This is a genomic window from Rhizobium sp. S96, from assembly GCF_030382195.1.
Classification (GTDB): Bacteria; Pseudomonadota; Alphaproteobacteria; order Rhizobiales; family Rhizobiaceae; genus Rhizobium.
Genome location: NZ_JAUDRY010000030.1, coordinates 172014 through 198041, shown reverse-complemented (window position 1 = coordinate 198041; position 26028 = coordinate 172014). Strand labels below are relative to the sequence as shown.

Sequence of the window (26028 nt, the reverse complement as noted above, 5' to 3'; positions counted from 1 at the left end):
TGTTGACACTTTTGACCATACTAGTATATCAATTTGCGGCGGTTGCCAAGCGTCGTTGATGAAGCGATGCCTTATCTGCGACGACGGTTTGTTCGAACCGCTTACGACCAGGAGGAGATGGTCGTTGACAAACGAACACGAAAAGGGAGGAGACGTTATGAACATTACGCGCAGAACATTCGTTGGTACTGCGGCAGGCGTCGCTGTGGCCGGCCTGATGCCCGGCCGTCTGTTTGCACAGGCGAAGAAGCCCGCAAGCCCGGTTACCATCACCATCGCCGACGTTGCGGGCAACCTGGCACTGAGCCAAGGTATGTTCGAGGCCTATGCGTCCGAGAAGGCTGACTGGGTGTCGAGCTTTGCCTTTACCAAGGCGCCGGCGCCGGAACTGCCCGGCAAGATCAAGGCGCAACAGGCTGCCGGCAAGGTCGATATCGACTTGGTATTGACCGGTACCGACGCACTGTCGGCCGGTTTCGACCAGGGGCTCTGGGTCGATCTCTCCGCCCACAAATCCGATTTGCCGAACCTTGAAAGCATCCTTCAGCCGCAGGCATTCAAGATGCAGGGGCTTGCCAAGAACCAGGGCGTCGTAATCACCTATTATCCATCAGGGCCACTGATCGAATACATGCCGGACAAGGTGGCGAACCCGCCGAAGACCGCCCAGGAACTGCTCGATTGGGCGAAGCAGAACAAGAACAAGTTCCTCTATGCTCGCCCGGCCAACTCGGGACCGGGCCGCACTTTGCTTATGGGGTTGCCCTATTTGCTTGGCGACAGCGATCCGCGCGATCCCGCAAAGGGCTGGACAAAGACCTGGGAATATCTCGCTGCACTTGGCGAAAACATCGAATACTACCCGACCGGAACGGGCCAGGTGATGAAGGAGCTTGGTGAAGGGACCCGCGACATCGTTGCGACCACGACCGGTTGGGACATCAATCCGCGTGCGCTGGGCATCGTTCCTGCGGAAGCCAAGGTCCAGAAGCTCGATGGTTTCCATTGGGTTACCGATGCTCACTACGCTGTCATTCCGAAGGGCGTTTCGGAAGAGAAAATTGCGGTTCTCATGGATGTCCTGAACTACATCCTGCAGCCCAAGCAGCAGGCGATCGCCTATGACGCGGGCTATTTCTATCCGGGCCCGGCCGTCAAAGACGTCACCATCGACATGGCACCGCAGGAAAGCCAGGACGTCATCAAGGAGTTCGGCCGCGCGGAATATGCCGACTGGATTGCCAACAATCCTTTAGAGGTGCCGCTCGAACCAAAGCAGCTCGTTGAGGCGTTCCGTATCTGGGACGAGAAGATCGGCGCCATGAAGGGCTGATTGACTAGGGGCGCCGGCCGCCGCCCGGCGCCTTGCAATCTCAACGACAGATCGCCTCGATACATGGAGTCTTGCATTGAACGCGCCCGTCCAGAACGCAGCGCCGTCGCCGCGCAACAACGCCCGTCTAGAGCTCGTCGGTCTTCGCCGCACCTTCGGTGCTTACAATGCACTCGACGGGATTGATCTTGCGATCGACCCTGGCGAGTTCATCGCACTGCTTGGCCCATCTGGCTGCGGTAAATCGACGGCATTGAATTGCATCGCAGGTCTGCTTGCGCTTTCGGGCGGCGAAATTCGCCTCGGCGGCAACCGCATCGATCAATTGGAGCCCGAAAAGCGCGGCTTCGGCATGGTTTTCCAGAGTTATGCTCTGTTCCCCCATATGAGCGTACGCAAGAATGTCGGCTTCGGGCTTGCCATGCAGGGCATCAAGGGTGCCGAAGCCGACAAGCGGATCAACGATGCTTTGGCGCTCGTACGTCTTGAAAGTCAGGCCGACAAGCTTCCAGGACAGCTTTCGGGCGGGCAGCAGCAGCGCGTGGCGATTGCGCGCGCCGTCGTCATCCGCCCGCCTGTCGTGCTGATGGACGAGCCGCTCTCCAATCTCGATGCCAAGCTGCGTCTGGAGATGCGTGCTGAAATCCGCGGCATCCACGATCAGATAGGCTCGACCACCATTTACGTCACCCACGACCAGGATGAGGCCCTGTCGCTTGCCGACCGCATCGTCGTCATGAGCCAGGGGCACATTGAGCAGATTGGATCGCCGAAGGAGCTCTACCAGCGTCCTGTCAACCTCAACGTTGCGGATTTCATGGGCTTTCGCACACGCATTCCGGGCCGAGTCGTTGCCGTTAAAGGCGACGAGGCACAGATCGAGGCTGCCGGCGCCAGACTGACCGGCAGGATGCGCACCCCAGTTGAGGTGGGCGAGGCCGCCGTGCTTTGCGTTCGCCCCGAAGACCTGGTCGCGGTAAGCGGCGAAGGCATCCCTGCAAGTGTGAGCAGCATGGAATATCGCGGCCGTGCGTTCTTTGGCCTGGCCAAGTCGCCTGACGGATCCGACCTCTATTTTCGAGCCGACGAAGCCTTGCCGCGCGGAGCCGTCGCTGTCTTGCAACCGGTCGCAGAGCGCTCGCTTGTTTTCAAGGGGACCGCGCCGTGAACGGGCCGTCGCTGCGCACCCGGCTTGCTGTTCGCGGCCTCGACGGCACCACCATGCTTGTGCTCCCGGGCCTGATCTTCATGATCGCGCTGTTCGTCTACCCCTTTCTCTATGGGGTCGTCGATTCGCTGGCGCCGAAGGAAGGAGCGTGGTATGCGAACTATACCAGGTTTTTCAGCGACCCATTCCAGTATAACACCATCAGCGCGACGATGTGGCTGGCGCTGCCGGTAACGATCCTCAACCTGGCACTCGCCGTTCCGATCGCCTTCCGCGTCCGCCTGATGCGGCGCCAACGACTGCTGACGACCATTCTCGTTTTGCCGATTACGCTTGGCACGGTCTTTGTCGCCGATGGCCTCCTGACGTTCCTCGGCCCACGCGGCTGGTTCAACCACACCCTGTTGCTGCTCGGGATCTTGGATTCCCCTGTCAAGCTCACCAACAACTATTGGGGTGTTTTTGCCTCGCTGCTGATTACCGGCTTTCCGTTCGCTTTCCTGCTCACCTTGTCCTACATCACAGGCATCGATCCGGCGATCGAACAGGCTGCCGCCACGTTGGGTGCCGGTCCGCGTAAGCGGTTCTTCAATGTTTTTCTTCCACTCCTTGTGCCCGGGCTCGCGGTCACCTTTTGCCTCGCCTTCGTGCAGGCGTTCGCAGTGTTCCCCTCAGCAGTGCTGCTCGGGGCGCCGGCCGGACCCACTCGCGTCATTTCGATCGCCGCATATCAGGCCGCTTTTGAGCAATATGATCATTCCCTGGGTTCCGCGATAGCCCTCGTCATGGGTGGCGTAGAGCTGGTCGTTGTCCTCGCCGTCCTCGCGGGCCGGTCCTTGTTTTATCGCGGCCCTGCCGGTGGCACGAAAGGCTGAACAAATGATCCGCGACCAAGGGTTTGCATCCAAGATCTGGCGTTTTGCCGTCTGGGCCGTTTCCGCGCTCTTCATCCTTAATCTGCTTGCTGTGATTTGCGTCGTGATCATCAACTCGTTTTCCACGCGATGGCTTGGGACCTGGATGCCTGCAGGATGGACGACGCGCTGGTATTCCAGCGCCTGGAAGGAGTTTCAGCTGTCGAACGTCGTTCTCGTCACTTTCGAGATCGCCTTCGTGGTCGTCATTATCGCGGGCCTGCTGGGTGTTATGACCGCCTACGCATTAGCACGACGAGATTTTCCCGGCAAACGGCTGATCATTCTTCTCTTTCTCTTGCCATTGCTTATTCCCCCTCTGACCTACGGCATCCCGCTTGCGACAGTGCTCTATCAACTGGGACTAGGCGGGACGTTCTGGGGAGTGGTGTTGATCAATCTCGTGCCGTCCTTCCCCTTCGTCGTCCTGGTCATGATACCGTTCATCGAGCAGATTGATCCGCGCATCGAGGCGGCCGCCCGAGTATTCGGGGCAGGAACAACGAGCCTCTTCGTGCGTATCCTTATGCCGCTGCTGCTTCCTGGGATGCTGGCGGCGCTGCTCCTCGTTCTTGTGCGGACGCTTGCGATGTTCGAGCTGACCTTCCTGATCGCTGGACCGCAAACGCAGACGCTTGTCGTCTCGCTCTACTATGCAGTCTTCGCATCGGGCGTGCGCGCCGGCCAATCCATCGACGCGATGGCAGTCGTCTACATGGTCACCACGCTCTTCTGGCTCATCATCGCGCTACAATTCGCCAACCCGACTCAGATCGTCGCAAGAGCAAAACAGCAGTCTTCCCACTGAGGTCAATGCATCCTGTCGCTTTGTTGCACGCCATTCCAATCCGCGGCACCATGTCAACAAATGCCCGGCCGTTGGCCGGAGCATCCCGACCTCACCCCATTTTTCGGCCAGCCCCATCGGCAGCGCGCACAAGCGCCATCAGCATCGGACCAAGCGAAAACTCACCGCGGCTTGCCCGTGCCGTCAAATCTCGCAGGTAGGCTCCCGCGGAATTGATGTGGCCGCCACGTTCGAGAATGCAGGCGACAACGGCCGCCGCGTTCTCCTGTCCCATAACCTCGCAGGCCTGCTGATAGGCCGAGGCGCTGATACCAAGCATCGATCTTGCAACGACGGCCGCGTTCATCATGTCGCGCCAGCTTCCGATCGAACCGCCGGGACCATAGGGCACGATTTCATGGCAGGCCCGAAGCACCAATCCCAAGGGGAACGACTTTATCGGCTCGCTGTGTGGCTGCGGCTTCTTGCTCGGCTTCGCCTCCTGCTCTTTGTCAGAGCGGGGTTCAAGTTCATTGATGGATTCGGGTTTTGAATTCTGTATGTGGCACTCATTTTGAGCACCATTGGTGCTATTATTTTGAGTTTTTTCCTGAAATTCCAATCTGTTGAGGATTTCTTCGCGAAGCAGCGTCAGCTCGTCGAGAATTTCGGTGACCTGAACCAGCGATGGGGAACGCGGGATACGAGCAACGAGCGTGATATAGACGGCCTCGATCGACCCCCAGTCGCCAGGTGCCCCCTCCTCCATTGCAGCCGAAATCAGCTTGCGGACGTCGCGACGGCAGATGGTGAGGTTCTCCTTGGCCCGTCGGAGCGCCATGCGTTCAGCGACCACATCCTGCGCCAACAGCGCCAGTTCCTCGGCCCGCATCAGCATTGGCGAGAGATCGAAACCAAAGGCATTCTCGATAGCGCCGGATTTGTCCTTGCGCGCGTAGCGCTTTCCATTCGCGCTGTCGCGTCGCAGGATCAATCCCGCCTCGACAAGCAATGCCAGATGCCGACGCAGCGTTGCGCCGGCGATACCGTGGGCACGAAGCGCCAGCTGCGCGTTTGACGGAAACACCACGAGCTTCTCATCCTGGCGAAGTTCATTCTCCGGATAGAAGCTAAGCAGCGCGTCGAGGACCGCCAGGCTGCGATCTTGCAGGCCAAGCACTTCGCGGGCCTCGGAGGCGTCGCGAAAAACCTTCCATTTGTCTGCCGACTTGCCCTGCTGGATCTCAGCAACGGCCGTTTGCCGTTTTACCACGGCAAGCGTCACTGGCCGCCGCCCGAAGGGCGTCGTCACATGTCCACCTTGCATTTCTCTCACCCTCAAAAGGCAAAAGAAATCCGCTCACCAGAAACGGTGCCAAAAACGCTTGACTGGGATTCGGGGAAATGCGATTCTCTAGTTGTCACACAGAGAGAGAGGCTTCCACGACGGCAACGTTTAGGGGGCCTTTTTCTTTTGCAGCTCTTCCTTTCTTCAAAGCGCAAAGCCTGACGGCTCTGCCTGTAAATCTTCTTAACCGCGTTGGCGGGCAAAGCGCTCGGCAAGCGCCGGCAGTTCCGCCTCGATAAACTTCAGGAACTCTGGTCCCAGCGCACCGTCGGCCGTGATCCGAACCTCTTTTGCCGATGCAACATAGGCGCCCAGAGGCGCTCCGTTACCACCAGCAATCGATGTCGGTTCGCGACGCGGGCTCGCTGCAGGCTTGCCGGCCTGCAAGGCCCTGATAAAGCGTTGGTCCGACCCCTCGGGGCGGCCATCGTTGTCAGCCAAGGCCGCCTTGATGGCTGCCAGACTGGTCGCATCGTCAGCCAGGGTCTTGGCGAACTCGACCCATCGCGGTCTGCCGATCTTGGGAGCACGGCCGATCGCCTCGATCACGTCGATCGGAATCGATCGATAGACGCTGCGCATCCGCGCCATTTCGGCGTCGTCGATTGAAAGCGCAGCCTTGATGTCACGAGGCTTGATGCCTGCTTCGTCGAGACGCGCCGCAAACAGCGCCCGCTCGATCCAGGTAAGGTCTTGGCGGCTGGCGTTTTCGATGCCTTGCGCCAGGATAAGGTCGGTGTCGGAAATCTCGACCTCAACAGCAAGAGCAGGGCGGCCAAGCGCTGCCAGTGCCTGCCAGCGGCGGTGACCATAGACGACCTGATAGCGACCAGGCGACACTGGGTGTTTTCGAACCTGGATCGGAACCTTCTGGCCATCGGTCTCGATCGAGCGCTTGAACGCCTCGAAGCTCGTGGCGTCATCATCGGGAAGACGGTCCGGGTAAGGCGAGGGATCGATCAGCGACGTGTCGATCTCGCGAACGGACAGGCCGCCCGACTCGACCAGTGCCTTCAGGCGATCCCGTTCGGACCGGATGTCATCGATGGCGCGGTGCGCCGCACCGATCACGCCTGCACCCACGCGCGCTGCCGGGGCAGGGGCGGGCGTCGCGGGCTGCTCGGCTGCCGGCGGGTGGTCGGCTGCCGGCGGCTGGTCGGCGCCGAGTTCCGCCGAAATCAGTCCGAAACTCGCGACAAGGGATTTGCGTTGCGGTTTTGTCATGGACGCCCCCAGCTATCGTTGATCAGCCGCATGATCCCCTCGTTGACCGCATCGACCGCCTCGCGGGCGCGTCGATGCGTGTCACGACCAATCTGTCCCATTTCGAGCTCGTAGATCGAGCGCTTCGCCAGTCCCGCGGCCTCGACAGCGGTGCTTTCGATTGCGGTGGGCAGGAGGACGTCGGAGCCGAAGAGATGACGCAGCATCGCAACGATTTGCGATTGCGGGGCATCGTTTGGGTCATGGCGGGTCACGAGGTAGCGGATGAAATCCTGATCAAGCTGGGCGCCGTTCTCGTTGAGGACACTGATCAGGTCTCCCATCATCAGCAGGAACTGGCTCATCGATGCGACATCGAGCATGGCGGGATGCACGGTGATGATCATGCTGGTCGCAGCATAGATCGCGCTCAGCGTCAGAAAGCCGAGCGACGGGGGCGTATCCAGAATAACGACATCGTAGTCGTTCTCGACTTCAGACAGAGCGAGCTTCAGGCGCTCGAAGAAGATCGCGCCGGCGCTCGACTTCTGCGCCAGAACCCGAGGGGTTTCATGTTCGTATTCCATCACCTCGAGGTTGCCGGGGATGAGATCGATACCGTCGAAATAGGTCTTGCGAATGATATCGCGTATCGGGCGACGCTCATTTTCGTCATAGCGCAATGCCGCGTAGATCGTTTCGTTTGCACCGACATCGACCTCGGGCTGGGCGCCAAACAGCGCCGATAGCGAGGCCTGCGGATCAAGGTCGAGTGCCAGTACGCGGTAGCCATGCATGGCAAGATAATGGGCGAGATGCACGCAGGTGGTCGTCTTCGCGCTGCCGCCCTTGAAGTTCGCGATCGCGAGAACCTGGAGGTGCTCGCCCGGACGCCGCCGCGGCAAAAAGCGCAAGGCGTCAGCAGGCTTCTGTGCTGCGAACAGTTCTCGCAGTTCGTTGATCTGCGCCAGCGTATAGACGCGGTGATTGTTTTCGAGCCTGCTCGGAACCGGCCCACGCCCTTCCGAGGACATCAGCTTCAGCGTCGAATCCGGAATGGAGGTCAGCTTCGATACTTCATTGGTCAGGAACGGCCGCAGCATCTTTTCCGACTTCGGGGGATACATGCGCGTTCTGAGCTGCTGCAGCTGACCAGAAAGAATGCTTGCATGGCGCAGGATCTTGCTGCCAGCATCCTCTTTCGCGGTAACGACTGTCTCGACTCGATTTGCTATCGCCATCCATCCCTCTTAGCGGTCCACCACCGGTTTGCCGGTCATTGCCCGCCAAAGCTAGAACATGATTCGCAAAAAGCGTCCAGAAGTTTAGAGTTAACCGATAGTTAGCAGGTTGACGGCAAAATCGACCGACACCGCGCACCGCTCTCTCCTTTTATCTCATTTAATCATACAGTTACCTGGCTACTTGTGGCCGTTATGCGCCAAGCTGTTTTCTTGTGGACCTGTCGCGACCGCAACGCGCAGCAGTTGATCGAGCACGCCTCAGCGGTTGTGCCACTGTTACGGAATCACAAGCGTGCCGACCTGCCCAATTCACATTCCCGCGACCATAAACCATCCGTTAAGACACTGTTGACCATAATTATCGCCAAGCCGGCGTTGCCAATGCGCGTCCTGATTTCACTTTACCCTGGACGAGTCTCGTGTTCCTGCATCATGCCTTTTTGTCGATCCCGGCCAATGCCGTGGCCTTCATCCTTTCGCTCATCGCTCATCGTATGGCGCTGATCGGCTTGCTGATTTTCGCCGGGATCGCGGGAACAACACAGGCCGCAGCCGAGGACCGGGCGCTGAAGCTCTTCTTCACCCACACCGGCGAGAAGGCGACGATCGTATTCAAGCGCAATGGAAAGTTCGACCCGAAAGGCCTTGCCCAGATCAATCGCTTCCTGCGCGACTGGCGAAAGAACGAACCGACCAAGATGGATCCAAAGCTGCTCGATCTCGTCTGGGAGGTCTACCAGCGCAGCGGTGCGAAGGAGTCGATCCATGTGGTATCGGCCTATCGCTCGCCTTCGACCAACAACATGCTCCGGAATCGGTCGCGCAACACCGGCGTCGCCAAGCGCAGCCAGCACATGCTCGGCAAGGCGATGGATTTCTACATTCCGGGCGTGAAGCTTGCGACATTGCGCGGCCTGGCCATGCAGATCCAGGCTGGTGGCGTCGGCTACTACCCCACCTCGGGCTCGCCATTCGTCCATCTCGATGTCGGCAATGTGCGCGCATGGCCACGCATGTCGCGCCAGGAACTGGCGCGCTTGTTTCCTGACGGTCGCACGCTGCATGTGCCTGCTGACGGCCGGGCTTTGCCGGGCTATGACCTTGCTCTCGCGGACCAGAAGAAGCGCGTCCGTACGCGCCCCATCGCGATTGCGCGCAACACCGGCGAAGACGACGAAGTGGGTACTGATACCCCGTCTGTCGATCTCCCCAGCCGCCTCGTCACCGCCATGTTGCCGACGCCACGCAGCCGCGCCCGCGAAGGGTTGGCGATGCAGCTTGAAGCGAAACCAACGCTGGTAGACACCGGCAAATCGAAGATGCCTGACCTTGCCGCTCTGGCAATCCCATTGCCGACATTTCGTCCACAGGTGGACAGCATGACGGTCGCATCAGTGCCGCCCAAGGCACCACCGGTCATGCTGGCAAGCCTCGTCATCGGCAAGAGCGCCACCGGAGCGCTGCAGATCACCAGCCAGGGCAGGGGTATAGCCACAAGCCAGCTGGCGCCGATGGCACCGGCCCCGAGCCCACTTGCTACGACGTTGCCGCAGCTTTCGGCCGGCGTTGGCGCAACGTCCACAAAGGCACTCCTTGCCTGGGCTTTGCGTGCGCCGGGTACGGCGATGGAAATGACGGCGCCTCGCCTGCATGGTGTCGGCGTCGACGCGGACCCTGATGCCGACGACGAAGACTTGGATCTTGTCGACGACGAATTCGATACGGAGCGGTTTGCGATCGACGGCTGAGCCGCACAGGCGTAACCGTCATAGAGTGAGCCCATGGATATGAAGACCTCCCTGAACCATAACGCCATGGCGGCCGTGGGCTACATGGAGCCCTGGAGCGCGAAGGCGGGGTCCGACACGCGGGCCTTCATCTCCTCCCGTGATCCAGACGCGGCAATTGCGGTCGTGACACTCGATTGCGACGAGGAAGTCGTTGTCGACTGGCCGATCGAGCGGCATAAGCCGGCCTTGTCAGTTCAAGCTTACAGCCTGGGATCCTGGATCGAATTGCCGCCTTGCATCAGCAGCGCGTCGAGAATGGATCTGACGATCGAGATATCGTTCAGTGCGAATGCCAAGGCGAAGCCGGTTATCTCCTTCGGCACATTCCTGCTCAGTCTCGAGCCGGACGGCACCCTGCTCGCAAACGACTATCTGCTCGCGAAAATCAGGCAGGAGCGTTGGTACAGGATTACCGTCTCGCAAACCCCGGCGAACATTTCCTGTACCGTCAGGCTCCATGACGGCGACAATGTCGGCAGCTGCACGATCTTCGATGAAGCGCAGCCTGGAAATGTAAGGATCGGGGCAGCCCCTGGCCAAGACAAGGCTACGCTCAACGCAAGACTGGGACGTCTTCTTGTCGAGACCGACGAGACCACGCTGGAGTGGCATTTCCCGACCAGAGGCATTGTCACCTCCCTAGCGCCCATAAGGGGCGAGAACCCCGTCAACGGTGACGCCGCGCTTACCATCCATAATGCCCCGACATTCGCAGTCGCCTCCGCCCGATTCACGGGCGACGTCCACGATCCGAGGCTTGCACCAGATCACTTCGACGCGATCGCTCTCCATGACGATGATTTCGGTGGTTTCGACTGGGCACCGGATTGCACCATCAGCATCCCGCCAGACGCCCGTTCGGGCGTCTACGCGCTCGCCATCACGACCAGCGACAGCGTCGAGAAGTTGCCGTTCTTCGTCCGGCCCAACGAGCCCCGCTCGACGGTCGCGGTACTGCTGCCCACCGCCACCTATCTCGCCTATGCCGACGAGCAACTGCCTCCGCAACGCTACCCGTGGCACGGAAGCGACCGCGGCCATCTCTTTGCCATCGATAACAACTTCCTCAGCCTTTACGACACCCATAGCGACCTCAGCGGTGTCAGCCTGACATCGAGCCGGCGGCCGCGCGCGACACTGCGCGACGACTATCACTACCCCCTGTCGAATTGCCCGCATCTGCTTCCCGTCGATCTCCAGCTCCTGAAATTCTGCGGGCGCCATGCGATCGACGTCGACATCCTGACCGACCATGACCTGCACACGGAAGGATTTGGGAGCCTCGAGAGATATCAGCTGCTCTTGACCGGCAGCCATCCGGAATACTGGTCGTCGGACATGATGGCGGGGCTTGATCGCTACGTTCAGTCGGGCGGGAGCGTGGGCTATCTCGGGGGCAACGGATTTTACTGGGTTGTCGCGTTCCAGGACGACAAGATGGAATTGCGACGTGGCAAGAACGATATCTGGACCGGGCGGCCGGGCGAAATCCATATGGCGATCACCGGTGAGCCCGGCGGCAATTGGGAAGACCGCGGACGCCATCATCCGCAGCAGCTCTTCGGCGTCACCTATGTGATCATGAGCTTCGGCCCCTCACGCCCTTATCGGCGCCTTGAAGGCAGCTACCATTCCGACTTCGCCTGGATCTTTGATGGCGTCACATCCGACGTGTTCGGGCAGCAGGGAAGCGTTCTCGGTGGGGCTGCAGGCTATGAGGTCGATGCAATTCTGCGATCGGCGCGCACGCCGGAAAATCTCGTAAGATTGGCTGTTGCAGACGAATTCGATGCAAGCTTCCAGGTCAGGCCGGATCTCTGGGTGGCCGATGGCGAGAGCGAGCGTGCGGCACTTCGCCGATCCGACATGACGGTCTATCGTCACGAGGCGGGCGGCTTCGTCTTTTCCGCAAGCTCGGTTGCATGGCTCGGTGCCCTGCCTAGGCCGGGAGAGGAGAACGATGTCGGACAGATCATGAAAAACCTGATCGGCAAGTTCAAGGCTTGACGCCAGACGGCAATTTGGCCCGGGGCAGATCCGTGAGCAACCTCCCACGGATCTGCCCCGGATCGAACTAGTGCTCGTCGGCCCCCTGCGAACCGGCGCGGATTGCGGCCAGCACATCCTTCTGCAAGGCGATGAACTCGGACGAGGCGATCATGTCCTGATTGCGCGGGCGCCCGAGGCCCACATGGAAGGTCGTGTTGATGCGGCCGGGATTGATGCTCATCGCGATGATGCGATCGGAGAGATAGACGGCCTCTTCCACATCATGGGTGACGAAGAGGACGGTCAGCCGGTGCTCTTCCCAGATTTGCGTCAGCAATTCCTGCATCTGGTGGCGCGTCAGCGCGTCCAGAGCGCCGAAGGGCTCGTCCATCAACAGCATCTTCGGTCGATAGGAGAGGGCGCGCGCGATCGCGACGCGCTGTTTCATGCCACCGGAAAGCTGCGACGGGAAGGCATCGGCGAAACGATCGAGCTTTACGAGGTTGATGTGATGGCGGGCAATCTCCCGGCATTCGGCACTTGAATGGCCGGCCGCCTGAAGGGCGAACTCGACATTCTGTAGCGCCGTCAGCCAGGGCAGCAGCGTATAGGACTGGAAGACAACGCCGCGATCCAGTCCGGGGCCGACGATCGGCGCGCCATCCGTGAGCAGCACGCCGTTATCGAACCCCTGCAGGCCTGCCACGATCGACAGCAGCGTGCTCTTGCCGCATCCAGACGCGCCCACCAGCGACACGAACTCGTTGTCGGCGAGCTCCAGATTGATATCGCTGAGCGCATGGACACGGCTCTTCGAACCGACATACCACTTGTTCAACGACTCGATTTTGAGTTTCGGCTCGATCATTTCCTGGATCATTTTCAATGTCTCGACGAATAGCGGAAGAAGACGCGCTCGAGGGCTTTCATGCTCTGGTCGGTCAAGAGACCAAGCACGCCAAGAAGCAGGATGTAACCGATGATCGTCTGTGTCTGGAAATAGCGCTGCGATACGACGATGCGATATCCCAGTCCCGAGGTTGCGGCGACGAGTTCGGCCAGAACAAGCCAGGTCCAGGCCCATCCAAGGCTGATGCGCAGGGTGTCCCAGATGCCCGGGAGAGAGGATGGCAACACGATCCGGCGCAGAATCTGCGTTTCGGACAGGCCCAGTGTGCGGCCAAGACCGACAAAGTCCGGCGGTACCCGCTTCACGCTGTCCATCACCATCAGCACCTGCTGGAAGAAGGTCCCGATGAAGATGATGACGAATTTCTGGATGTCGCTCGTTCCGGCCCACAGGATGGTCAAGGGCACGAATGCGACGACGGGCATGTAGCGGACGAAGTCGACGAATGGCTCGATCGCCGCTTCCCAGGTCTTGAAGCATCCGATCATGATGCCGATCGGGATTGCCAGGGCCGAGGCGATCGCAAAGCCGATCAGCATGCGGTAGATGCTGATGCCTGCATCGCTCAGAAGCGTTCCGTTGAGCGTCAGTTCGACCATCTTGTCCCAGACCGCGGCCGGGCTAGGCAGGAAGATCGGCTTGACCCAACCGGTCGTGGTCGACAGCCACCAGACAACGAACAGCAGAAGAAAGACGGTGAGCGCGATCAAGACATAGGTGCGACCGTTGAGCGGGTCACCAATGCGAAATGCGCTCGGTGGTCTCCCGACGCCCGCGCGCGACTGCGCGCGGGGTCCCTTGGTGGATGAGGTCAGTCCTTGGGAGGCAGACATTCGGTATTCCCCTGGGGCGGTGGTTACTTGTTCGCAGCGTCGACGAACGAAGGATCCAGCATCTGCTCGACGGAAACGTCCTGGGTCAGGATGCCAGCGGTCTTGGCGGCTTTCTGGACGTCGACGAAGGTCTTGGTCTTGAAGTCGCCGGCAAACGCCTTGTTGGCTTCAGCCGTGGTGTAATACTGGACGCCATCGAATGCGGTTGCGAGGTCCTCAGGCGAAGCGCCGACAGCCTTCGCGATGATCGCGCGGGAGTCCGCCGTATTTGCCTTGTACTCGGCAAGCGCCAAATCCCAGGCCTTCAACATGGCAAGAACCTGGCCCGGCTTGGACTTCAGCACGTCGTCACGAACGACGAAGACGTCGGAGACGAGACCCGGATCCTCACCTGCCGCAAACAGCAGCTGGACGTTCTTGTCCTGGGCACGCGCAGAGGAAATGTAGGGCTCGTATGTCACGGCGACGGGAACGCGTCCTGCAATCAGCGCAGAGCCTGCGTCGGCAGCCGGCATCGGTACCTTGGTGATATCGTCAATCGTCATGCCCTGGCTGGCGAGCGCGTAGTTGAGCAGGATGTCGCTCGTCGTGCCTTCTTCGTAGGCAACGTTCTTGCCCTTGAGATCGGCAACGCTCTTGATATCGCTACCGGCGATGATCGCATCGGCGGACAAGCTGAAGTCGAGAAGCGAGACGATCTTGACCGGAAGACCGGCCGCAACCATGGCCATGGCGGTGTGGGTCGCGATATTGGCACCGTCGAGCTGGCCGCTGGCGAGGGCCGCATTCAGGTCCTTGTCTTCGGTGAAGTTGACCAGTTGAACGTCTTCCAGCTTTGCGGCCTTGAACAGGTCCTTGGCAGCAGCGACGTGCCACTGGCCATAGCCGAGCCATGGCTCGATACCGAGCTTGAACGTGCCCGCTTCCGGCTGGGTCGGGATGGTATCTGCGGCACTTGCCGGAACGGCATGGGCGAGAGCGCCAATGACACCAAAGGCGATGGCGGCGCGGGAGATTTTGCTCTTGATCGACGAGTATTTCATGGAAACCCCTTTCTGACGATTAACGTTGGCTGGCTGCGTAAGCAGCAACTTCATTCGCGTCTTTTTATTGCGCCCGGACGTGAAGAAAAGCTCCCGGACGCGTGTTTGTATTGCGGTATTTTCCCTAGACGTTGCAAACCCTTAATGCCGTCACTGCCACAAATTGTCGTGGCGGGCCGACTTGGGCGGAACATCCCTATTCCAATCGCGGTCGTTGCGCGACCGAAGTGATGGATATTTCACTCCCTGAAGACGAACTCCGCTCCCTTCTCCTTCAATTCCCTGATCGAGTTCACCCCCATCAGGCTCATGCTGATCGACATTTCGCGCGCAAGGATCGATATGGCCTCGGCAGCACCTTGTTCGCCGTTGGCGGCCAGGCCGTAGGTATAGGCGCGGCCGAGCATCACGCCGTCTGCACCTTGCCCGATCGCCTTGATGATGTCGGTTCCTCTTCGGATGCCGCCATCGAGCATCAACGTGAAGTCGGTGCCGACAGCGGCGCGGATGCCGGGCAGCGCAGCAATGGTGCTGCTCGCCCCATCCAGCTGCCGGCCGCCATGATTGGAGATGACGACGCCATCAGCGCCGACCTCACGTGCCTTAACTGCGTCCTCGCCGCTGAGGACGCCCTTTATGACGAGCTTGCCCATCCAGCGCTCGCGCAGCCAGGCGATGTCCTTCCACGACAGTTTCTTGTCGATCCCGCGCGACAGGTTGGCCGCCTGTTCCAGCGCCCCCTTGCCGAACTCAGGACGATGCTCCACGGCCCGCACGCCCGGCATGCCGCGCGCCGCGACATCCAGAAGCCAGCCCGGTTTCCTCGCAAGATTGAGGAACATGCAGGGCGTGACGCGGGTGAGTGAGCGGAATCCGTTGCGAACATCGCGCTCGCGAATGGCAGTAATGGCGGTATCGACGGTGACATAGAGGGTGTCTACGCCGGCTTCGATTGCACTTGCGATCAGCTCGTCGCAGAGCGACCGATCCTCGAGGACATAGAGCTGGAAATGCAGGGGACCGTTCGTCGCGCGCCGGATGTCAGCGAGCGACGCAATGGAAAATGTCGACAACGCAAAGGGGATGCCGGCGGCATGGGCAGCCTTGGCGGCCTTCTGTTCGCCATCACGCGCATAAAGCCCTAGGAAGCCAACCGGGCCGAACATGAAGGGGAGGGGATAGTCGCGACCAAGATAGGATGTCAACAGGTCTGGCTCGCCATGCTCTCCCAGAACGCTTTGCCGCAGCCTGAGCGCTGAAAAATCCGTCCGGTTGCGCGAGTGTGTCTCCTCCGCGAAGGAGCCTCCGTCGATGTAGTCGAAAAAGATCTTCGGCAGCCGGCGGCCGGCAGCGACACGAAGATCATCGATATTGACGATGGCCATCTCAGTTCCGCTCCGGATCGATCATGTCAAAGAAGCGGGTCATCACATCCTCGCCGGCAACAGGCGCGCTGCCGGTCATCACGGCAACGGAAAAACCGATCAGCGATGAGGTCGGATTGTGCGTGGTGGCGCCAGCGCGCAGGTTCATCACCAGTGTCGGGCACAGGAAGAGGCCAAGTCGCACGACCTCACGCCAATCGGCGGGCAGCATCCCTCTCGCCTTGAGGTCCTGCAGCAGGGGCTTCCACATGGCGCTAGCCTTCACGTCGAGCAAGGCCTTGCGAACCGGGCTGAGGCGCCAGTCGAAATCGGCAAACAGCCGTCCGTTCTCATAGCGTGCCGTAGCCTTGAAGGTTTGCTCGGCGACCGTGGGGTCATAAAGCCAGAAGGGATGGGCGAGGATGTTGTGAAATGTCGTCTTCACCTCGGCGAGAAGGGGCGGGATGTGCTCGCCGGCAAAGGCAGGATCAAAGAACGACAGGTCGGCCTGATCGCCGTGACGGGAGTACCAGACATTGGCATTATGGGCATCGCCATGAGCGGTGACGCCACCGGCGTCGGCCAATCGCGACGGCGCTAGCCTATTGTTGGCCGCGTCGAAAAGCTCGCCGATCGTCCGTTCGTATTCGACGCCGCCGATCACGAAGCGTGCCGCGGAGAATTCCTCCCAGGAGAGCTTTTCGCCGGGAAACTCGAACTCCTTCCCCACGTAGAAGCTGGCGAGGCGTCCGCCGGGATAGACGGCGTTCGGTGCCGTGATCAGGCGATCATGGAACAGCCGGTGCACGGGCTCGCCGGCGACCTGCACCTCGGTGACGGGTTGCAGCGTCTTGAGGTAGACGGAAAGCACGGTCTGGTTCAGCCGCTCCTCGGCAGCAACCGCCTGCTCTGCCGTCTGGTCGTCATGCTCGACATCGAGCGCGCGCAGCACGTCTGAAAAGCGTGGGTCCGACCTTCGCTTGTAGACGAGTATCTGTTCGCCGGGGAGCGTCGACATCATCAGCGGCTGATCGACGGGAAGCCCGGCCCGAGCGATGATGTCGGCGCGATAGTATTCGCCGCTCATCGCCTCTTCGCCCTCTTCCTGATGGAACTTGAAGAAGTATTGCTGGTCTGCGTCGTCGAAAAAGCCGTTCAGGGAGTTCAGGCTATATTGGTCGTAGTTGATCGCCACGTTGGTGGCGTTCACCTGGAACAGGTCATGGAGAAGCCCGGCGAGCAGCTTTTCGGCGACGCCATCGCGCTTCTTGGCGTGATCCCTGATTGTCGCGGTTCGGCTTGTATTGTCGGTCATGAACTCTGCTCTTCAATGGGAATGGGCGTTACGTCTTGGTGTCAGGGGTTCTTCTTGGCGGGGGCCATATATCGGCTGCCGAGCGAATAGCGGCTGCCGACATGCGTGAATGTATTGACGGTGGCGATCGTCGGGCCCGTCCAGGTCTTTCGATAGAGAACGAGACAGCTGTCGCCCTCGCGCATGCGCAGCAACCGGGCATGTTCGGCCGTTGCCGGCAGAGCGCTGATCAGGTGCTCGACTTCCGTCATCGGCGTGCAGCGCTGGAGATACTCGTAGGTGGCGATCGATGTGAAATCCTGCGCCAGATAGTCCGGCACCAGCGCCGTATTGACGTAGCGTTCCTCCAGTTGCACCGGCACGTCGTTTTCATAGTGAACGACGAGGGAATGATCGACGGACTGCTTCTTGTTGAACTCGAATGCCAGAAGCAGCTCCGGTTCCGGCCGCTCGATGCGTTCGAGCAGGATCATCTCGGCCCGATGACGGCTGCCGCGCGCCTTGATCTCGGTGATGATGTTGCTGATCTCGATCAGGGTCGATTGCGCTCTCGGCGGAGCGACAAAGGTTCCGACCCCCTGCACCCGGTGTAGGTAGCCTTCCGATGTCAGCTCTCGAAGCGCCCGGTGGACGGTCATGCGCGAGACGCCAAGCGATGAGACGAGCTCGTTTTCCGAGGGAAGCCGGCTGTTATGCGCCCACTTGCCACTGCCGATATTGCCGAGCACGAAGTCCTTGACCTTCTCGTAGAGCGGAGAGGCAGTGTCGGAAAGTGCACTCAAAATCTTGGCTCCATCTCAAAAGACCCAACTACAGGCGGTCGATACGTCATTCGGCGATCCGAACGATGGTCTTCAGCTTGTCGGTCTGTCCGTCGAGCAGTTGTTGGTAGGCGCCCGGCACCTCATCGAGCGACGACAGGACATCGCTGAACTGCTGGAGTTCAGCTTCCAGCTGCGGCAGGAGGGAAACGGCCTCGGCAAGCTCGTTCTCGTAGGCATGACATCCCAGCATCGCGATTTCGCGCTCCACCAGAATATTGGGATCGAGGTCGAGGCGTCCGTGGCTGATGCCGACGAGCGCCAGCACGCCGCCGCCGGAAAGCAGGCCCAGGGCCTCGCCGATCGCGCGGGTACTGCCGGTGGCATCGAGCGCATAGCGCAGCCTTTTGCCCTTCAACCTTGCTTCAATTCCGGTGGGTTCCAGATCAACGACGCTCCCGCCGCAGATGTCGGCAACCATGCGGGCCCGATCAGCCTTCAAGTCGGCAAACAGCAATTCGCCTTCGTGGAGGCGAGACAGCAGCAGGCCGCTCAGACCACCGATCGTCCCACAACCGACCAACAGCACAGGCTCGCCAGCCGGCGCGTTCAATCGGCGAACGGCGTGCAGCGCGACAGCCAGTGGCTCGGCCATGGCGGCCACCCTCGGGTCCAGCGACGGCTCATGCTTGATCACAAGCCGGGCGGGAAGCTGGACGGCTTCGGCAAAGCCGCCGTCGCACACTTCTCCGACGAAACCCAGATGTTCGCAGACATTCGTCCGGCCGGAGGCGCATGCCGGGCAGGTGCCGCAATAGACGCGCGAGTCAACCGCGACGCTGTCTCCGACAGCAAGACCTTCCACGCCGTCGCCGACCGCCGAGATCCGACCACAGAACTCGTGTCCCGCCGTCGACGGGCGTCGCGAGATCCACTGTCCCGTGCGGAAATTGTGGAGGTCGGAGCCGCAGATCCCTGCGGCCCTTACCTCGATGTTCACGTGGCCGGCCCGCGGTTGAGAGGGCCGTTCGACCTCCTCGACGCGCAGGTCCATTGCATCGTAAAGGCGAACCGCCTTCATCGATCAGCCTCCGAACTTCAGGTAGGCATCGCGCACCGGCGAGACCGCGTTGGCATGCGAGGAGAAGCCTTCGTAGACAGCCAGCTTGTGCGCGTTCTCGGCAAACAGCGGGTAGGCAGGGGCAGTGACGTAACCGATCGAGCTGCGCTTGACGAAGTCGGTGACCGAAAGCGGACCGAATGTGCGTGCCCAGCGGCTGGTCGGAAGAACGGCATTCGGCCCCAGGCAGAAGTTGCCGATGCTGACAGGCGTATACGGTCCCATGAGGATCTCGGCCGCCTCGGTGATGTGGCCGAGATGGGAGAAGGGGTCGCGGGACAGGATTTCCAGGTGCTCGGGGGCATAGGCATTGACGAAAGCGTAGCTTTCCTCGACCGACGAGGTCAGGACGACGCCGCCGCACTTGCCGGAGAGCACCGTCCTCGAGAAATTCACCCGCTGTTCGGTCATGCGGGCCCAATGTTCCGGCAGCGCTGCCAGGGCTTCCTCAGCGACGCGGCGGCTGTGGGTGACGAGATAGGCCGATGAATCCGGGCCGTGTTCGGCTTCGATCAGGAGATCGAGCGCAGCAAGACCGCCGTGAACCGTGTCATCTGCGAAGATCATCGCTTCGGAGGGACCAGCTGGAAGTCCGGTGTCGATGACGCCGGCCAGACTGCGCTTGGCGGCCACGACCCATGGGCTACCGGGGCCGACGATCTTCAGCGCCGGCTTGATTGTCTCCGTGCCGTAGGCAACGGCGGCGACGGCCTGTGCACCGCCAACCTTGTAGACGGTGTCTACGCCCGCCAGACGCGCGGCGACGAGCGTTGCCGCATCGACACTGCCATCGGGAGCCGGCGGCGTGACGATCGCGAGGTGCGGAACACCAGCGACAACGGCCGGAACCGAGGTCATCATCGTGACCGACGGGAAGGACCCCTTGCCACGCGGCACATAAAGCGCCACCGACTGGATCGGCGTGAAGCGGTCGCCGGCAAAGGCGCCGGGGCGCACTTCCTTCAGCCACATGGCCTCTGGCTTCTGCTCCTCGTGGAAGACGCGGATATTCTCGATCCCGAATTTGATGGCATCGATCACATCGTCGCTGACAAGCTTGAATGCGGCATCGAATTCGGCCTCGGTGACCTTGATGTTCGCTTCCGAAAGGTCTGCCTTGTCAAGTTCGCGGCCAAAGCGTGCAACGGCCCGATCGCCTTCAGTACGGACGCCCTCGAGGATCGGCCTGACTTTTTCTATGAAGCTCGAAATATCGGTTTCCGAACGGCGCAGAAGGGCGCCTTTCTCTTCCGGGCTGAGTTTCGAATATTCGCAGAAGGACACTTCAGTCATTTCACATACCCTTTTTGAGGCCACTGGCGAGGCAGAATGGCAGGCACACTGAGGCAATCGCCAAGGCCTTCAGCCCAAGCGGTAAACCATATTGGAATCCGGTTCCTATTGCGCAGCCGCGAGGCGTGGGCAAGGTCGTCCCGGTTCGTTTTCACGCATTAAATGTCAAGGCGCCATCAGCCGCCTTGCGAGTCAGGCTATGGCTTTGTTGTTCCGCTTTTATTGCTTGTCTTTAGATGTATATACATGTGCATTCATGTCAAACGCTTTTTGCACTGCTGCCTATTTTTTATATAGAGGCCAAAAAACCGCCATCGACGGGAAGGCAATGACCATTGATATAGCCAGCAGCGTCACTGACAAGGAAGACGACGGCACCGCCGATGTCGGTCGCCTCGCCAAACCGCCGTTGGGGGATCTTCTCGAGCATGCGCGCCTGCCAGGCGCTGTCCTGGTAGAAACCTTCCGTCATCGCCGTGCGGAAATAGCCTGGCGCCACTGCATTGACGCGTATCCCGGACGATGCCCATTCGGCCGCAAGCGCTCTCGTCATGCCCAGAAGCCCCGACTTCGACGAGCCGTAAGGGACGGCGGTGGGAATGCCGACAAAGGAGGTGAGGGAGCAAAGATTGACGATGCTGCCGCCGTTGGCCTGCGTCGACATCCGCCTGGCGGCCGCCTGCGCCCAGAAGAAGGCGCCTTTCAGGTTCGTGCCGATAATCTGGTCCCAGAGCGCCTCGTCGACATCGAGCGAAGGCGAGACCTGCTCCATTCCGGCATTGTTGACCAGAATGTCGATCCGACCGGAAAGCGCCGCGAACTGATCAAGAACCCGCTCGATGGAGGGCACGTCATTGACGTCTTGCGAGGCGGCGAAGCACTTGCGTCCCCGCGCCTCGATCAACTGCCGCGTCTCGGCCAGCGAGCCTTCATCGCGCGCCGTGATGCATAGATCAGCCCCGGCATCGGCGAGCGCCAGCGCGATCGCCTGACCAAGCCCTCGGCTGGCGCCTGTGACAACTGCAACTCTTCCCTCAAGGCTGAAGATATTCCCGGTCATCGTGCTCTCCTGCGGCATTTTCACGAATAGAAACAGCTTTTCGATTTTATGTCTATACATTATCGACAAGCCGGACGATTGCTCCTATGGTCGGCGTGGCGTTCCAACCTGGAGATCGAAAATGTCTGATATGCGGAAGCTGATTCGTGAAGAGGTGGTTGGCATACCGCCGTACAATGCAGGCCTCACCCTCGAGGAGGTCCGTCAGCGCTATCAGCCGGTGTCGATTGCAAAACTCGGCTCGAACGAAAATCCGCTCGGTGCCCCCGACGGCGCGTTACGGTTCGACGGCGGGCTCCATGATCTGGTGCGCCTCTACCCCGACCCGAAGGGAAGGGAGCTTTGCCAGGCGATTGCCGACGCCTTGAACGTCACGAGCCCCCAGGTCATCCTCGGAAACGGGTCGGAAGACCTGATCGGCGTCATATGCCGCGCCGTCGTCCGCCCCGCGGATACGGTCACGACGCTCTATCCATCCTTCCCGCTGCACGAGGATTACGCCGCCCTGATGGGTGGCAAGCTGGAGCGCATCGAGGTCCTGCGCGATCTCACCGTGGATGTGCCGGCCTTGATCGAGGCGGCAAGGCGCAAACCGAAGATGATCATGTTCGCCAACCCGATGAACCCGGTCGGCAGCTGGATTGGCGCCGGCGCATTTCGCGATTTCCTCGATGCAGTCGATAGCGAGACTTTGCTCGTCGTGGACGAAGCCTATGCCGAATATGCGAGCGGCGACGATTATATCTCGGCGGTCGATCACCTGGCAGGAACCGACAAGAACTGGGTGGTGCTCAGGACTTTCTCGAAGGCCTTCGGCCTTGCGGGCCTGAGGATCGGCTTCGGCATCACCTCCAACGCCGCGCTGCGCGAGGTTTTCGACCGAGTACGTACGCCATTCAACACCAATGCCATTGCCCAACACGCAGCGCTCGCCGCGCTCGCGGACAATGAGCATCTGCAGCGGTCGGTCGAATTGGCACGAAACGAACGCGAGCGCCTAGCCACCAGCCTCGTTGCCCTCAATCTCAAAGTCGCGCCCTCGAAGGGGAATTTCCTGTTTTTCGATTGCGGCACCAACGCGGTAGACGCTGCCGAAAAGCTCCTTGCCGACGGCGTCATCGTCAAACCCTGGAAACAGAAGGGCTATGAGAACTTCATCCGCGTCAGCATCGGCTCACCGGCCGAAAACGACCAGTTCCTGCGGGCGCTTACGAAGGTACTTGGCTGACAGTAAGCTACGACGCCCTAGAGTGGCAGCGCGAGCATGCCACTCTATTTTATTTCCCGAGGCCGATGGACAACAAGCCCGCCGGCGAGAAACCGCACCGGATCGCTTTTATGCCGGTGCTCCCCTCAGCAGCTCCTCAGAATTGTATTCGGCGATGGATTGCAGCCTGAGACTTGCAAGGAGCCACAAGTTGCGAGATCATCCTCGCTGAAGCTGCCCCCAACGATAGGACGACCCATGCCTGTAAAAGTTTTGTTGGCCGTAGTCGCATTGTCTGTTCTGTCCCTATCGGGATGCGCGACGGCAGGGTCGGCAGGAAATACGACCTACGCGACTCCGGCAGGAATCGGACCCGTTCGCGGCGGCAACAACAACTTCTACTAGCCCCTCCGCGGCCTTCTTCTCTCCAGCCTCTGGCGCCGCCGCTCAGGGCTTGGAATGATGTCGAGCCGCCCGGCAGTCACGACGTCTTCGCTTCGTCGGCGGAGGTTTGTAGCCGTGTCAAAAGCTCGATCAGTTGGGGTGCAAGTTCTCGAACTTCCCTCAAGTGCACCTGGCTTAGCTGCTGAAGGATCATGTCGGCCTTTGCCGTCAGCTCGAGCGTCTGTTTCCGGCGGTCGGCTTCGTCCTGGCGGCGATCGACCAGGTCTGCCTTGAACAATCGTCCAACGAGTTCGGTGGCAGAGTGGGGTGCTATCAGCAGCCTCTCCGCCAGCATCCCGACGGTCATGCGCTCATGATCAGGATGCCCCTTGATGGCCAAAAGAGCTTGGTGCTGCTGCGCCGGAAGCCCCGCTTCCTGGGCAGCCGAGGCGCTGAAATCCATGAAGCGGCGAAGCGTGAACCGCAAATTGGAGAGAGCCTGATAGTCGGCGTGACTGAGCTCGGCGTCGGTCTTCATCTCTTGTTCGCTTTCACTGCATCCATACGATTCTGCTCAGCTTCCGCCGGTCCTGCAGCACGCGCAGAGCATGCATCAGGTCCGGTGCCATCTCCCTGATTTCATATAGATGAGCTTGCGAGAGCCGGTCCAGCAAAGTTTCCGCAGCATTGCATAGGCTGAGCAATCTCTGCCTGCCATGCGTTTCAACGAAGACGAACTCCCTGGCTGCCAGCCCGCCGACCAGCGCACCGACCGCCTGGCGATCCAGGAGCAGGCGCTCACCAAGCACCGCAAGCGTCATCGCCTTTCCATGCCCCTTTATTGCAAGGAGTGCCTGGTGCTCCTGTGGCGCCAATCCAAGCTTCAGCGCCTCCCTCGCGCTGAAATGCCGAAACTTCCTGATCCTGTAGCGCAGGTTCGCCAGCGCGTCCCAATCCACTGTCTCATCATGGATCCCATTTTTCATCGATATCTCCGTCACGCTTGATTTATATCGTACTACGATATAATAGGCGGTCCGAATTCATCCGCAACGGCCAAACTCATTCTCACGGAGAAACCATGCCCCACCCGCAGCCCTCGAAGGGGAAGCTGTCGAAGCAAAGGGACTTCACCGCCGGCGTCGACCGCAGGCAAGCCGGCGATTTCACCACCGATCGTCGCGTCCTGATCCTCATCGCCATGGCGATCGTCGTCGGAACCGCTGGCGCCTTTGCTGCAGATATTCTGGTCAGTCTGATCGCGATCGTCTCCAACCTCGTCTGGTTCGGCCATTTCGCTACTGAGATGATACCTCCATGGCAGGCGCCGCGGTCCGTCTGGACCGTGATGGCGCCCGTATTGGGTGGTATCGTCATCGGCCTCATGGCGCGCTTCGGTTCCGAGAAGATCAGGGGACATGGCATCCCCGAGGCCATCGAGGCGATCCTTCTTGGCGGCAGCCGCATGTCGGCGAAAGTTGCGGTCCTGAAGCCGCTATCGTCGGCAATCTCGATCGGAACGGGCGGCCCCTTCGGTGCGGAAGGACCGATCATCATGACCGGCGGCGCCATAGGATCCTTGTTTGCCCAGTTCTTCCACATGTCTGCCGCTGAACGAAAGACGCTGCTGGTGGCGGGTGCCGCAGCGGGCATGACGGCGATCTTCGGCACGCCGATTGCCGCCGTGATGCTGGCGGTCGAACTCCTGCTGTTCGAATGGAAGCCGAGGAGCTTCATTCCCGTGGCCGTGTCGGCCTGCGTTGCCGTGTGCTGGCGCCCTCTCTTGTTCGGTGCGGGGCCTCTGTTTCCTGCCAACGTCGCGTCGTCATTGCCGTGGTGGGGCATTCTCCTTTGCGCGGCGATGGGCATCGTGTCCGGATTGCAGTCCGGTCTCTTGACGACGCTTCTCTACAAGATCGAGGACTTGTTCGAGAAATTGCCCTTCCATTGGATGACTTGGCCGGCAATCGGCGGCTTGGTCGTCGGGCTCGGCGGGTTGATTGAACCACGCGCCCTCGGGGTCGGCTACGACATTATCGACGGATTGCTGCACAACCAGCTTGCCGTTTCGGTGGTTGTCTCCATCCTGATCGTTAAGACCGTCATCTGGCTTTTTGCCTTGTCATCAGGAACGTCAGGCGGTGTTCTTGCACCCCTTCTCATTTTCGGCGGGGCGCTGGGCTGGCTCGTTGGCCTCGTCATGCCCGTGGGCAATCCCGGGTTCTGGGCACTGCTCGGAATGGCCGCAATGATGGGCGGCACAATGCGCGCGCCGCTCACGGGGACCTTTTTCGCCGTCGAGATTACTGGCGACGTCAATGCCCTCGTGCCGCTGCTCACCGCAACGGTGGTCGCCTATGCCGTCACGGTTCTTCTGCTGCGCCGCTCCATCCTCACCGAAAAGATTGCCCGCCGCGGCCAGCATATTTCCCGCGAATATGGCGTCGATCCCTACGAACTGACCCGAGCCCAAGAGATCATGATCCGGAAAGTGGACACGCTGCAGGCGAGCATGACCGTGGCAGAGGCCTGCGCCTTCTTCGCCGGTGGAGCACAGCATCGCAGCTACCCCATCATCGACCACCAGGGCATCTTCCTGGGATTGATGTCACGCTCGGATGCACTTCGCTGGCAGATAGACGAGGAATTTCAGGAGCAGCGTCTCGCAGACGTGGCACTCGACGGCTCGCTTCCCACCGGCCACCCTGAAGACACCGTCGGCTTTATCGCTGACCTGATGATCAGCTCCGACAGCGGACGCATCCCGATCCTCGAACCACTGTCAGGGCGCTTGGTCGGCTTGATCGCAAGAAAGGACCTCCTGGCCCTGCGCAGTTCATTCCGCTCACTTGAACGCGACCGAAATGCCTTCCTGCCGGCGCCGCGAAGCTCGGTTGCGAGGTAGGCGAGCAGCCGTGCGGCGTCTGTTCGCTGCACGGCCGCCTGTCGCCGCGGTTCACAC

General features: G+C 60.5%; 22 protein-coding genes. 8 read left to right on the top strand and 14 right to left on the bottom strand.

The annotated features are described in order from the left end of the window. Window positions 1-157 precede the first annotated feature (157 nt). The 4 genes from QTL94_RS23000 (at window position 158) to QTL94_RS22985 (ending at window position 4223) form a co-directional block, all read left to right on the top strand. Complete coding sequence (locus QTL94_RS23000) at window positions 158-1333, top strand: ABC transporter substrate-binding protein (protein WP_289803218.1); 1176 nt, start codon at window positions 158-160, stop codon at window positions 1331-1333. A 76-nt stretch (window positions 1334-1409) separates the two neighbouring features. Beyond that, window positions 1410-2501: an ABC transporter ATP-binding protein gene (locus QTL94_RS22995; protein ID WP_289803217.1), complete on the top strand. Its 1092-nt coding sequence runs from the start codon at window positions 1410-1412 to the stop codon at window positions 2499-2501. Between the two features lie 53 nt (window positions 2502-2554). Continuing rightward, window positions 2555-3376, top strand: coding sequence for an ABC transporter permease (locus tag QTL94_RS22990; protein ID WP_289803265.1), 822 nt, complete (start codon window positions 2555-2557; stop codon window positions 3374-3376). A gap of 4 nt (window positions 3377-3380) precedes the next feature. Continuing rightward, window positions 3381-4223: an ABC transporter permease gene (locus QTL94_RS22985; protein WP_289803216.1), complete on the top strand. Its 843-nt coding sequence runs from the start codon at window positions 3381-3383 to the stop codon at window positions 4221-4223. Window positions 4224-4314: 91 nt separating this feature from the next. On the opposite strand, the gene repC is transcribed toward QTL94_RS22985, so the two are convergent. The 3 genes from repC to repA form a co-directional block, all read right to left on the bottom strand. Next, window positions 4315-5529, bottom strand: a complete 1215-nt coding sequence (gene repC, locus QTL94_RS22980; protein ID WP_289803215.1) for a plasmid replication protein RepC — start codon at window positions 5527-5529, stop codon at window positions 4315-4317. A 204-nt stretch (window positions 5530-5733) separates the two neighbouring features. After that, complete coding sequence (gene repB, locus QTL94_RS22975; RefSeq protein ID WP_289803214.1) at window positions 5734-6774, bottom strand: plasmid partitioning protein RepB; 1041 nt, start codon at window positions 6772-6774, stop codon at window positions 5734-5736. Then, entirely contained in the window at window positions 6771-7994 is a 1224-nt protein-coding gene (repA, locus tag QTL94_RS22970) for a plasmid partitioning protein RepA (protein WP_065691738.1), read from the bottom strand. The genes repB and repA overlap by 4 nt, the downstream gene beginning before the upstream one ends. Window positions 7995-8416: 422 nt before the next feature. Between repA and QTL94_RS22965 the strand changes: the two genes are divergently transcribed. Then, on the top strand, window positions 8417-9745 hold the full coding sequence (locus QTL94_RS22965) for a peptidoglycan L,D-endopeptidase MepK (RefSeq protein ID WP_502944170.1): 1329 nt from the start codon (window positions 8417-8419) through the stop codon (window positions 9743-9745). A gap of 33 nt (window positions 9746-9778) precedes the next feature. Then, window positions 9779-11794, top strand: coding sequence for a N,N-dimethylformamidase beta subunit family domain-containing protein (locus tag QTL94_RS22960; protein ID WP_289803213.1), 2016 nt, complete (start codon window positions 9779-9781; stop codon window positions 11792-11794). Between the two features lie 67 nt (window positions 11795-11861). On the opposite strand, the gene QTL94_RS22955 is transcribed toward QTL94_RS22960, so the two are convergent. The 9 genes from QTL94_RS22955 to QTL94_RS22915 form a co-directional block, all read right to left on the bottom strand. Continuing rightward, window positions 11862-12644 carry an ABC transporter ATP-binding protein gene (locus tag QTL94_RS22955; RefSeq protein ID WP_065692202.1) on the bottom strand — a complete coding sequence of 261 codons (783 nt, stop codon included), beginning with the start codon at window positions 12642-12644 and terminating at the stop codon, window positions 11862-11864. A gap of 14 nt (window positions 12645-12658) precedes the next feature. Beyond that, a complete protein-coding gene (locus QTL94_RS22950; RefSeq protein WP_065691739.1) occupies window positions 12659-13519 on the bottom strand; it encodes an ABC transporter permease in 861 nt (286 codons plus the stop codon). Between the two features lie 23 nt (window positions 13520-13542). After that, window positions 13543-14562, bottom strand: coding sequence for an ABC transporter substrate-binding protein (locus QTL94_RS22945; protein ID WP_289803263.1), 1020 nt, complete (start codon window positions 14560-14562; stop codon window positions 13543-13545). Window positions 14563-14801: 239 nt separating this feature from the next. Then, window positions 14802-15947, bottom strand: a complete 1146-nt coding sequence (locus QTL94_RS22940; RefSeq protein ID WP_289803212.1) for an alpha-hydroxy acid oxidase — start codon at window positions 15945-15947, stop codon at window positions 14802-14804. Window position 15948: 1 nt separating this feature from the next. Further along, a complete protein-coding gene (locus tag QTL94_RS22935; RefSeq protein ID WP_289803211.1) occupies window positions 15949-17241 on the bottom strand; it encodes a hypothetical protein in 1293 nt (430 codons plus the stop codon). 41 nt (window positions 17242-17282) lie between these two features. After that, window positions 17283-18023 carry a histidine utilization transcriptional repressor HutC gene (hutC, locus tag QTL94_RS22930; protein WP_065691742.1) on the bottom strand — a complete coding sequence of 247 codons (741 nt, stop codon included), beginning with the start codon at window positions 18021-18023 and terminating at the stop codon, window positions 17283-17285. Window positions 18024-18069: 46 nt separating this feature from the next. Further along, window positions 18070-19083: a zinc-dependent alcohol dehydrogenase gene (locus QTL94_RS22925; protein WP_289803210.1), complete on the bottom strand. Its 1014-nt coding sequence runs from the start codon at window positions 19081-19083 to the stop codon at window positions 18070-18072. Window positions 19084-19086: 3 nt separating this feature from the next. After that, complete coding sequence (gene hisD / locus QTL94_RS22920) at window positions 19087-20415, bottom strand: histidinol dehydrogenase (protein ID WP_289803209.1); 1329 nt, start codon at window positions 20413-20415, stop codon at window positions 19087-19089. A 289-nt stretch (window positions 20416-20704) separates the two neighbouring features. Further along, window positions 20705-21475 (bottom strand): SDR family NAD(P)-dependent oxidoreductase, encoded by a 771-nt coding sequence (locus tag QTL94_RS22915; RefSeq protein ID WP_289803208.1) that lies wholly within the window; start codon window positions 21473-21475, stop codon window positions 20705-20707. 121 nt (window positions 21476-21596) lie between these two features. On the opposite strand from QTL94_RS22915, the gene QTL94_RS22910 reads away from it, so the two are divergent. After that, window positions 21597-22703 carry a histidinol-phosphate transaminase gene (locus QTL94_RS22910; protein ID WP_289803207.1) on the top strand — a complete coding sequence of 369 codons (1107 nt, stop codon included), beginning with the start codon at window positions 21597-21599 and terminating at the stop codon, window positions 22701-22703. Between the two features lie 460 nt (window positions 22704-23163). Here the strand turns inward: QTL94_RS22910 and QTL94_RS22905 are convergent, their stop codons facing one another. Both QTL94_RS22905 and QTL94_RS22900 read right to left on the bottom strand, forming a co-directional pair. After that, window positions 23164-23604, bottom strand: coding sequence for a MarR family winged helix-turn-helix transcriptional regulator (locus QTL94_RS22905; RefSeq protein WP_289803206.1), 441 nt, complete (start codon window positions 23602-23604; stop codon window positions 23164-23166). 13 nt (window positions 23605-23617) lie between these two features. Next, entirely contained in the window at window positions 23618-24052 is a 435-nt protein-coding gene (locus QTL94_RS22900; protein ID WP_289803205.1) for a MarR family transcriptional regulator, read from the bottom strand. A 95-nt stretch (window positions 24053-24147) separates the two neighbouring features. Here QTL94_RS22900 and QTL94_RS22895 point away from each other — a divergent pair, with 95 nt between their 5' ends. Then, window positions 24148-25971 carry a chloride channel protein gene (locus tag QTL94_RS22895; protein ID WP_289803204.1) on the top strand — a complete coding sequence of 608 codons (1824 nt, stop codon included), beginning with the start codon at window positions 24148-24150 and terminating at the stop codon, window positions 25969-25971. The last annotated feature ends 57 nt before the right edge of the window (window positions 25972-26028 follow it).

Bases quoted from the DNA above. Each gene is read 5' to 3' on its own strand.
- QTL94_RS22915 (WP_289803208.1), bottom strand. From the start codon at position 21,475: ATGACCGGGAATATCTTCAGCCTTGAGGGAAGAGTTGCAGTTGTCACA.
- QTL94_RS22955 (WP_065692202.1), bottom strand. From the start codon at position 12,644: ATGATCGAGCCGAAACTCAAAATCGAGTCGTTGAACAAGTGGTATGTC.
- QTL94_RS22900 (WP_289803205.1), bottom strand. From the start codon at position 24,052: ATGAAAAATGGGATCCATGATGAGACAGTGGATTGGGACGCGCTGGCG.
- QTL94_RS22895 (WP_289803204.1), top strand. From the start codon at position 24,148: ATGCCCCACCCGCAGCCCTCGAAGGGGAAGCTGTCGAAGCAAAGGGAC.
- hisD (WP_289803209.1), bottom strand. From the start codon at position 20,415: ATGACTGAAGTGTCCTTCTGCGAATATTCGAAACTCAGCCCGGAAGAG.
- QTL94_RS22960 (WP_289803213.1), top strand. From the start codon at position 9,779: ATGGATATGAAGACCTCCCTGAACCATAACGCCATGGCGGCCGTGGGC.
- QTL94_RS22910 (WP_289803207.1), top strand. From the start codon at position 21,597: ATGTCTGATATGCGGAAGCTGATTCGTGAAGAGGTGGTTGGCATACCG.
- repA (WP_065691738.1), bottom strand. From the start codon at position 7,994: ATGGCGATAGCAAATCGAGTCGAGACAGTCGTTACCGCGAAAGAGGAT.
- QTL94_RS22905 (WP_289803206.1), bottom strand. From the start codon at position 23,604: ATGAAGACCGACGCCGAGCTCAGTCACGCCGACTATCAGGCTCTCTCC.
- repB (WP_289803214.1), bottom strand. From the start codon at position 6,774: ATGACAAAACCGCAACGCAAATCCCTTGTCGCGAGTTTCGGACTGATT.
- QTL94_RS23000 (WP_289803218.1), top strand. From the start codon at position 158: ATGAACATTACGCGCAGAACATTCGTTGGTACTGCGGCAGGCGTCGCT.
- QTL94_RS22925 (WP_289803210.1), bottom strand. From the start codon at position 19,083: ATGAAGGCGGTTCGCCTTTACGATGCAATGGACCTGCGCGTCGAGGAG.
- QTL94_RS22945 (WP_289803263.1), bottom strand. From the start codon at position 14,562: ATGAAATACTCGTCGATCAAGAGCAAAATCTCCCGCGCCGCCATCGCC.
- repC (WP_289803215.1), bottom strand. From the start codon at position 5,529: ATGCAAGGTGGACATGTGACGACGCCCTTCGGGCGGCGGCCAGTGACG.
- QTL94_RS22985 (WP_289803216.1), top strand. From the start codon at position 3,381: ATGATCCGCGACCAAGGGTTTGCATCCAAGATCTGGCGTTTTGCCGTC.
- QTL94_RS22950 (WP_065691739.1), bottom strand. From the start codon at position 13,519: ATGTCTGCCTCCCAAGGACTGACCTCATCCACCAAGGGACCCCGCGCG.
- QTL94_RS22935 (WP_289803211.1), bottom strand. From the start codon at position 17,241: ATGACCGACAATACAAGCCGAACCGCGACAATCAGGGATCACGCCAAG.
- QTL94_RS22940 (WP_289803212.1), bottom strand. From the start codon at position 15,947: ATGGCCATCGTCAATATCGATGATCTTCGTGTCGCTGCCGGCCGCCGG.
- QTL94_RS22990 (WP_289803265.1), top strand. From the start codon at position 2,555: ATGCTTGTGCTCCCGGGCCTGATCTTCATGATCGCGCTGTTCGTCTAC.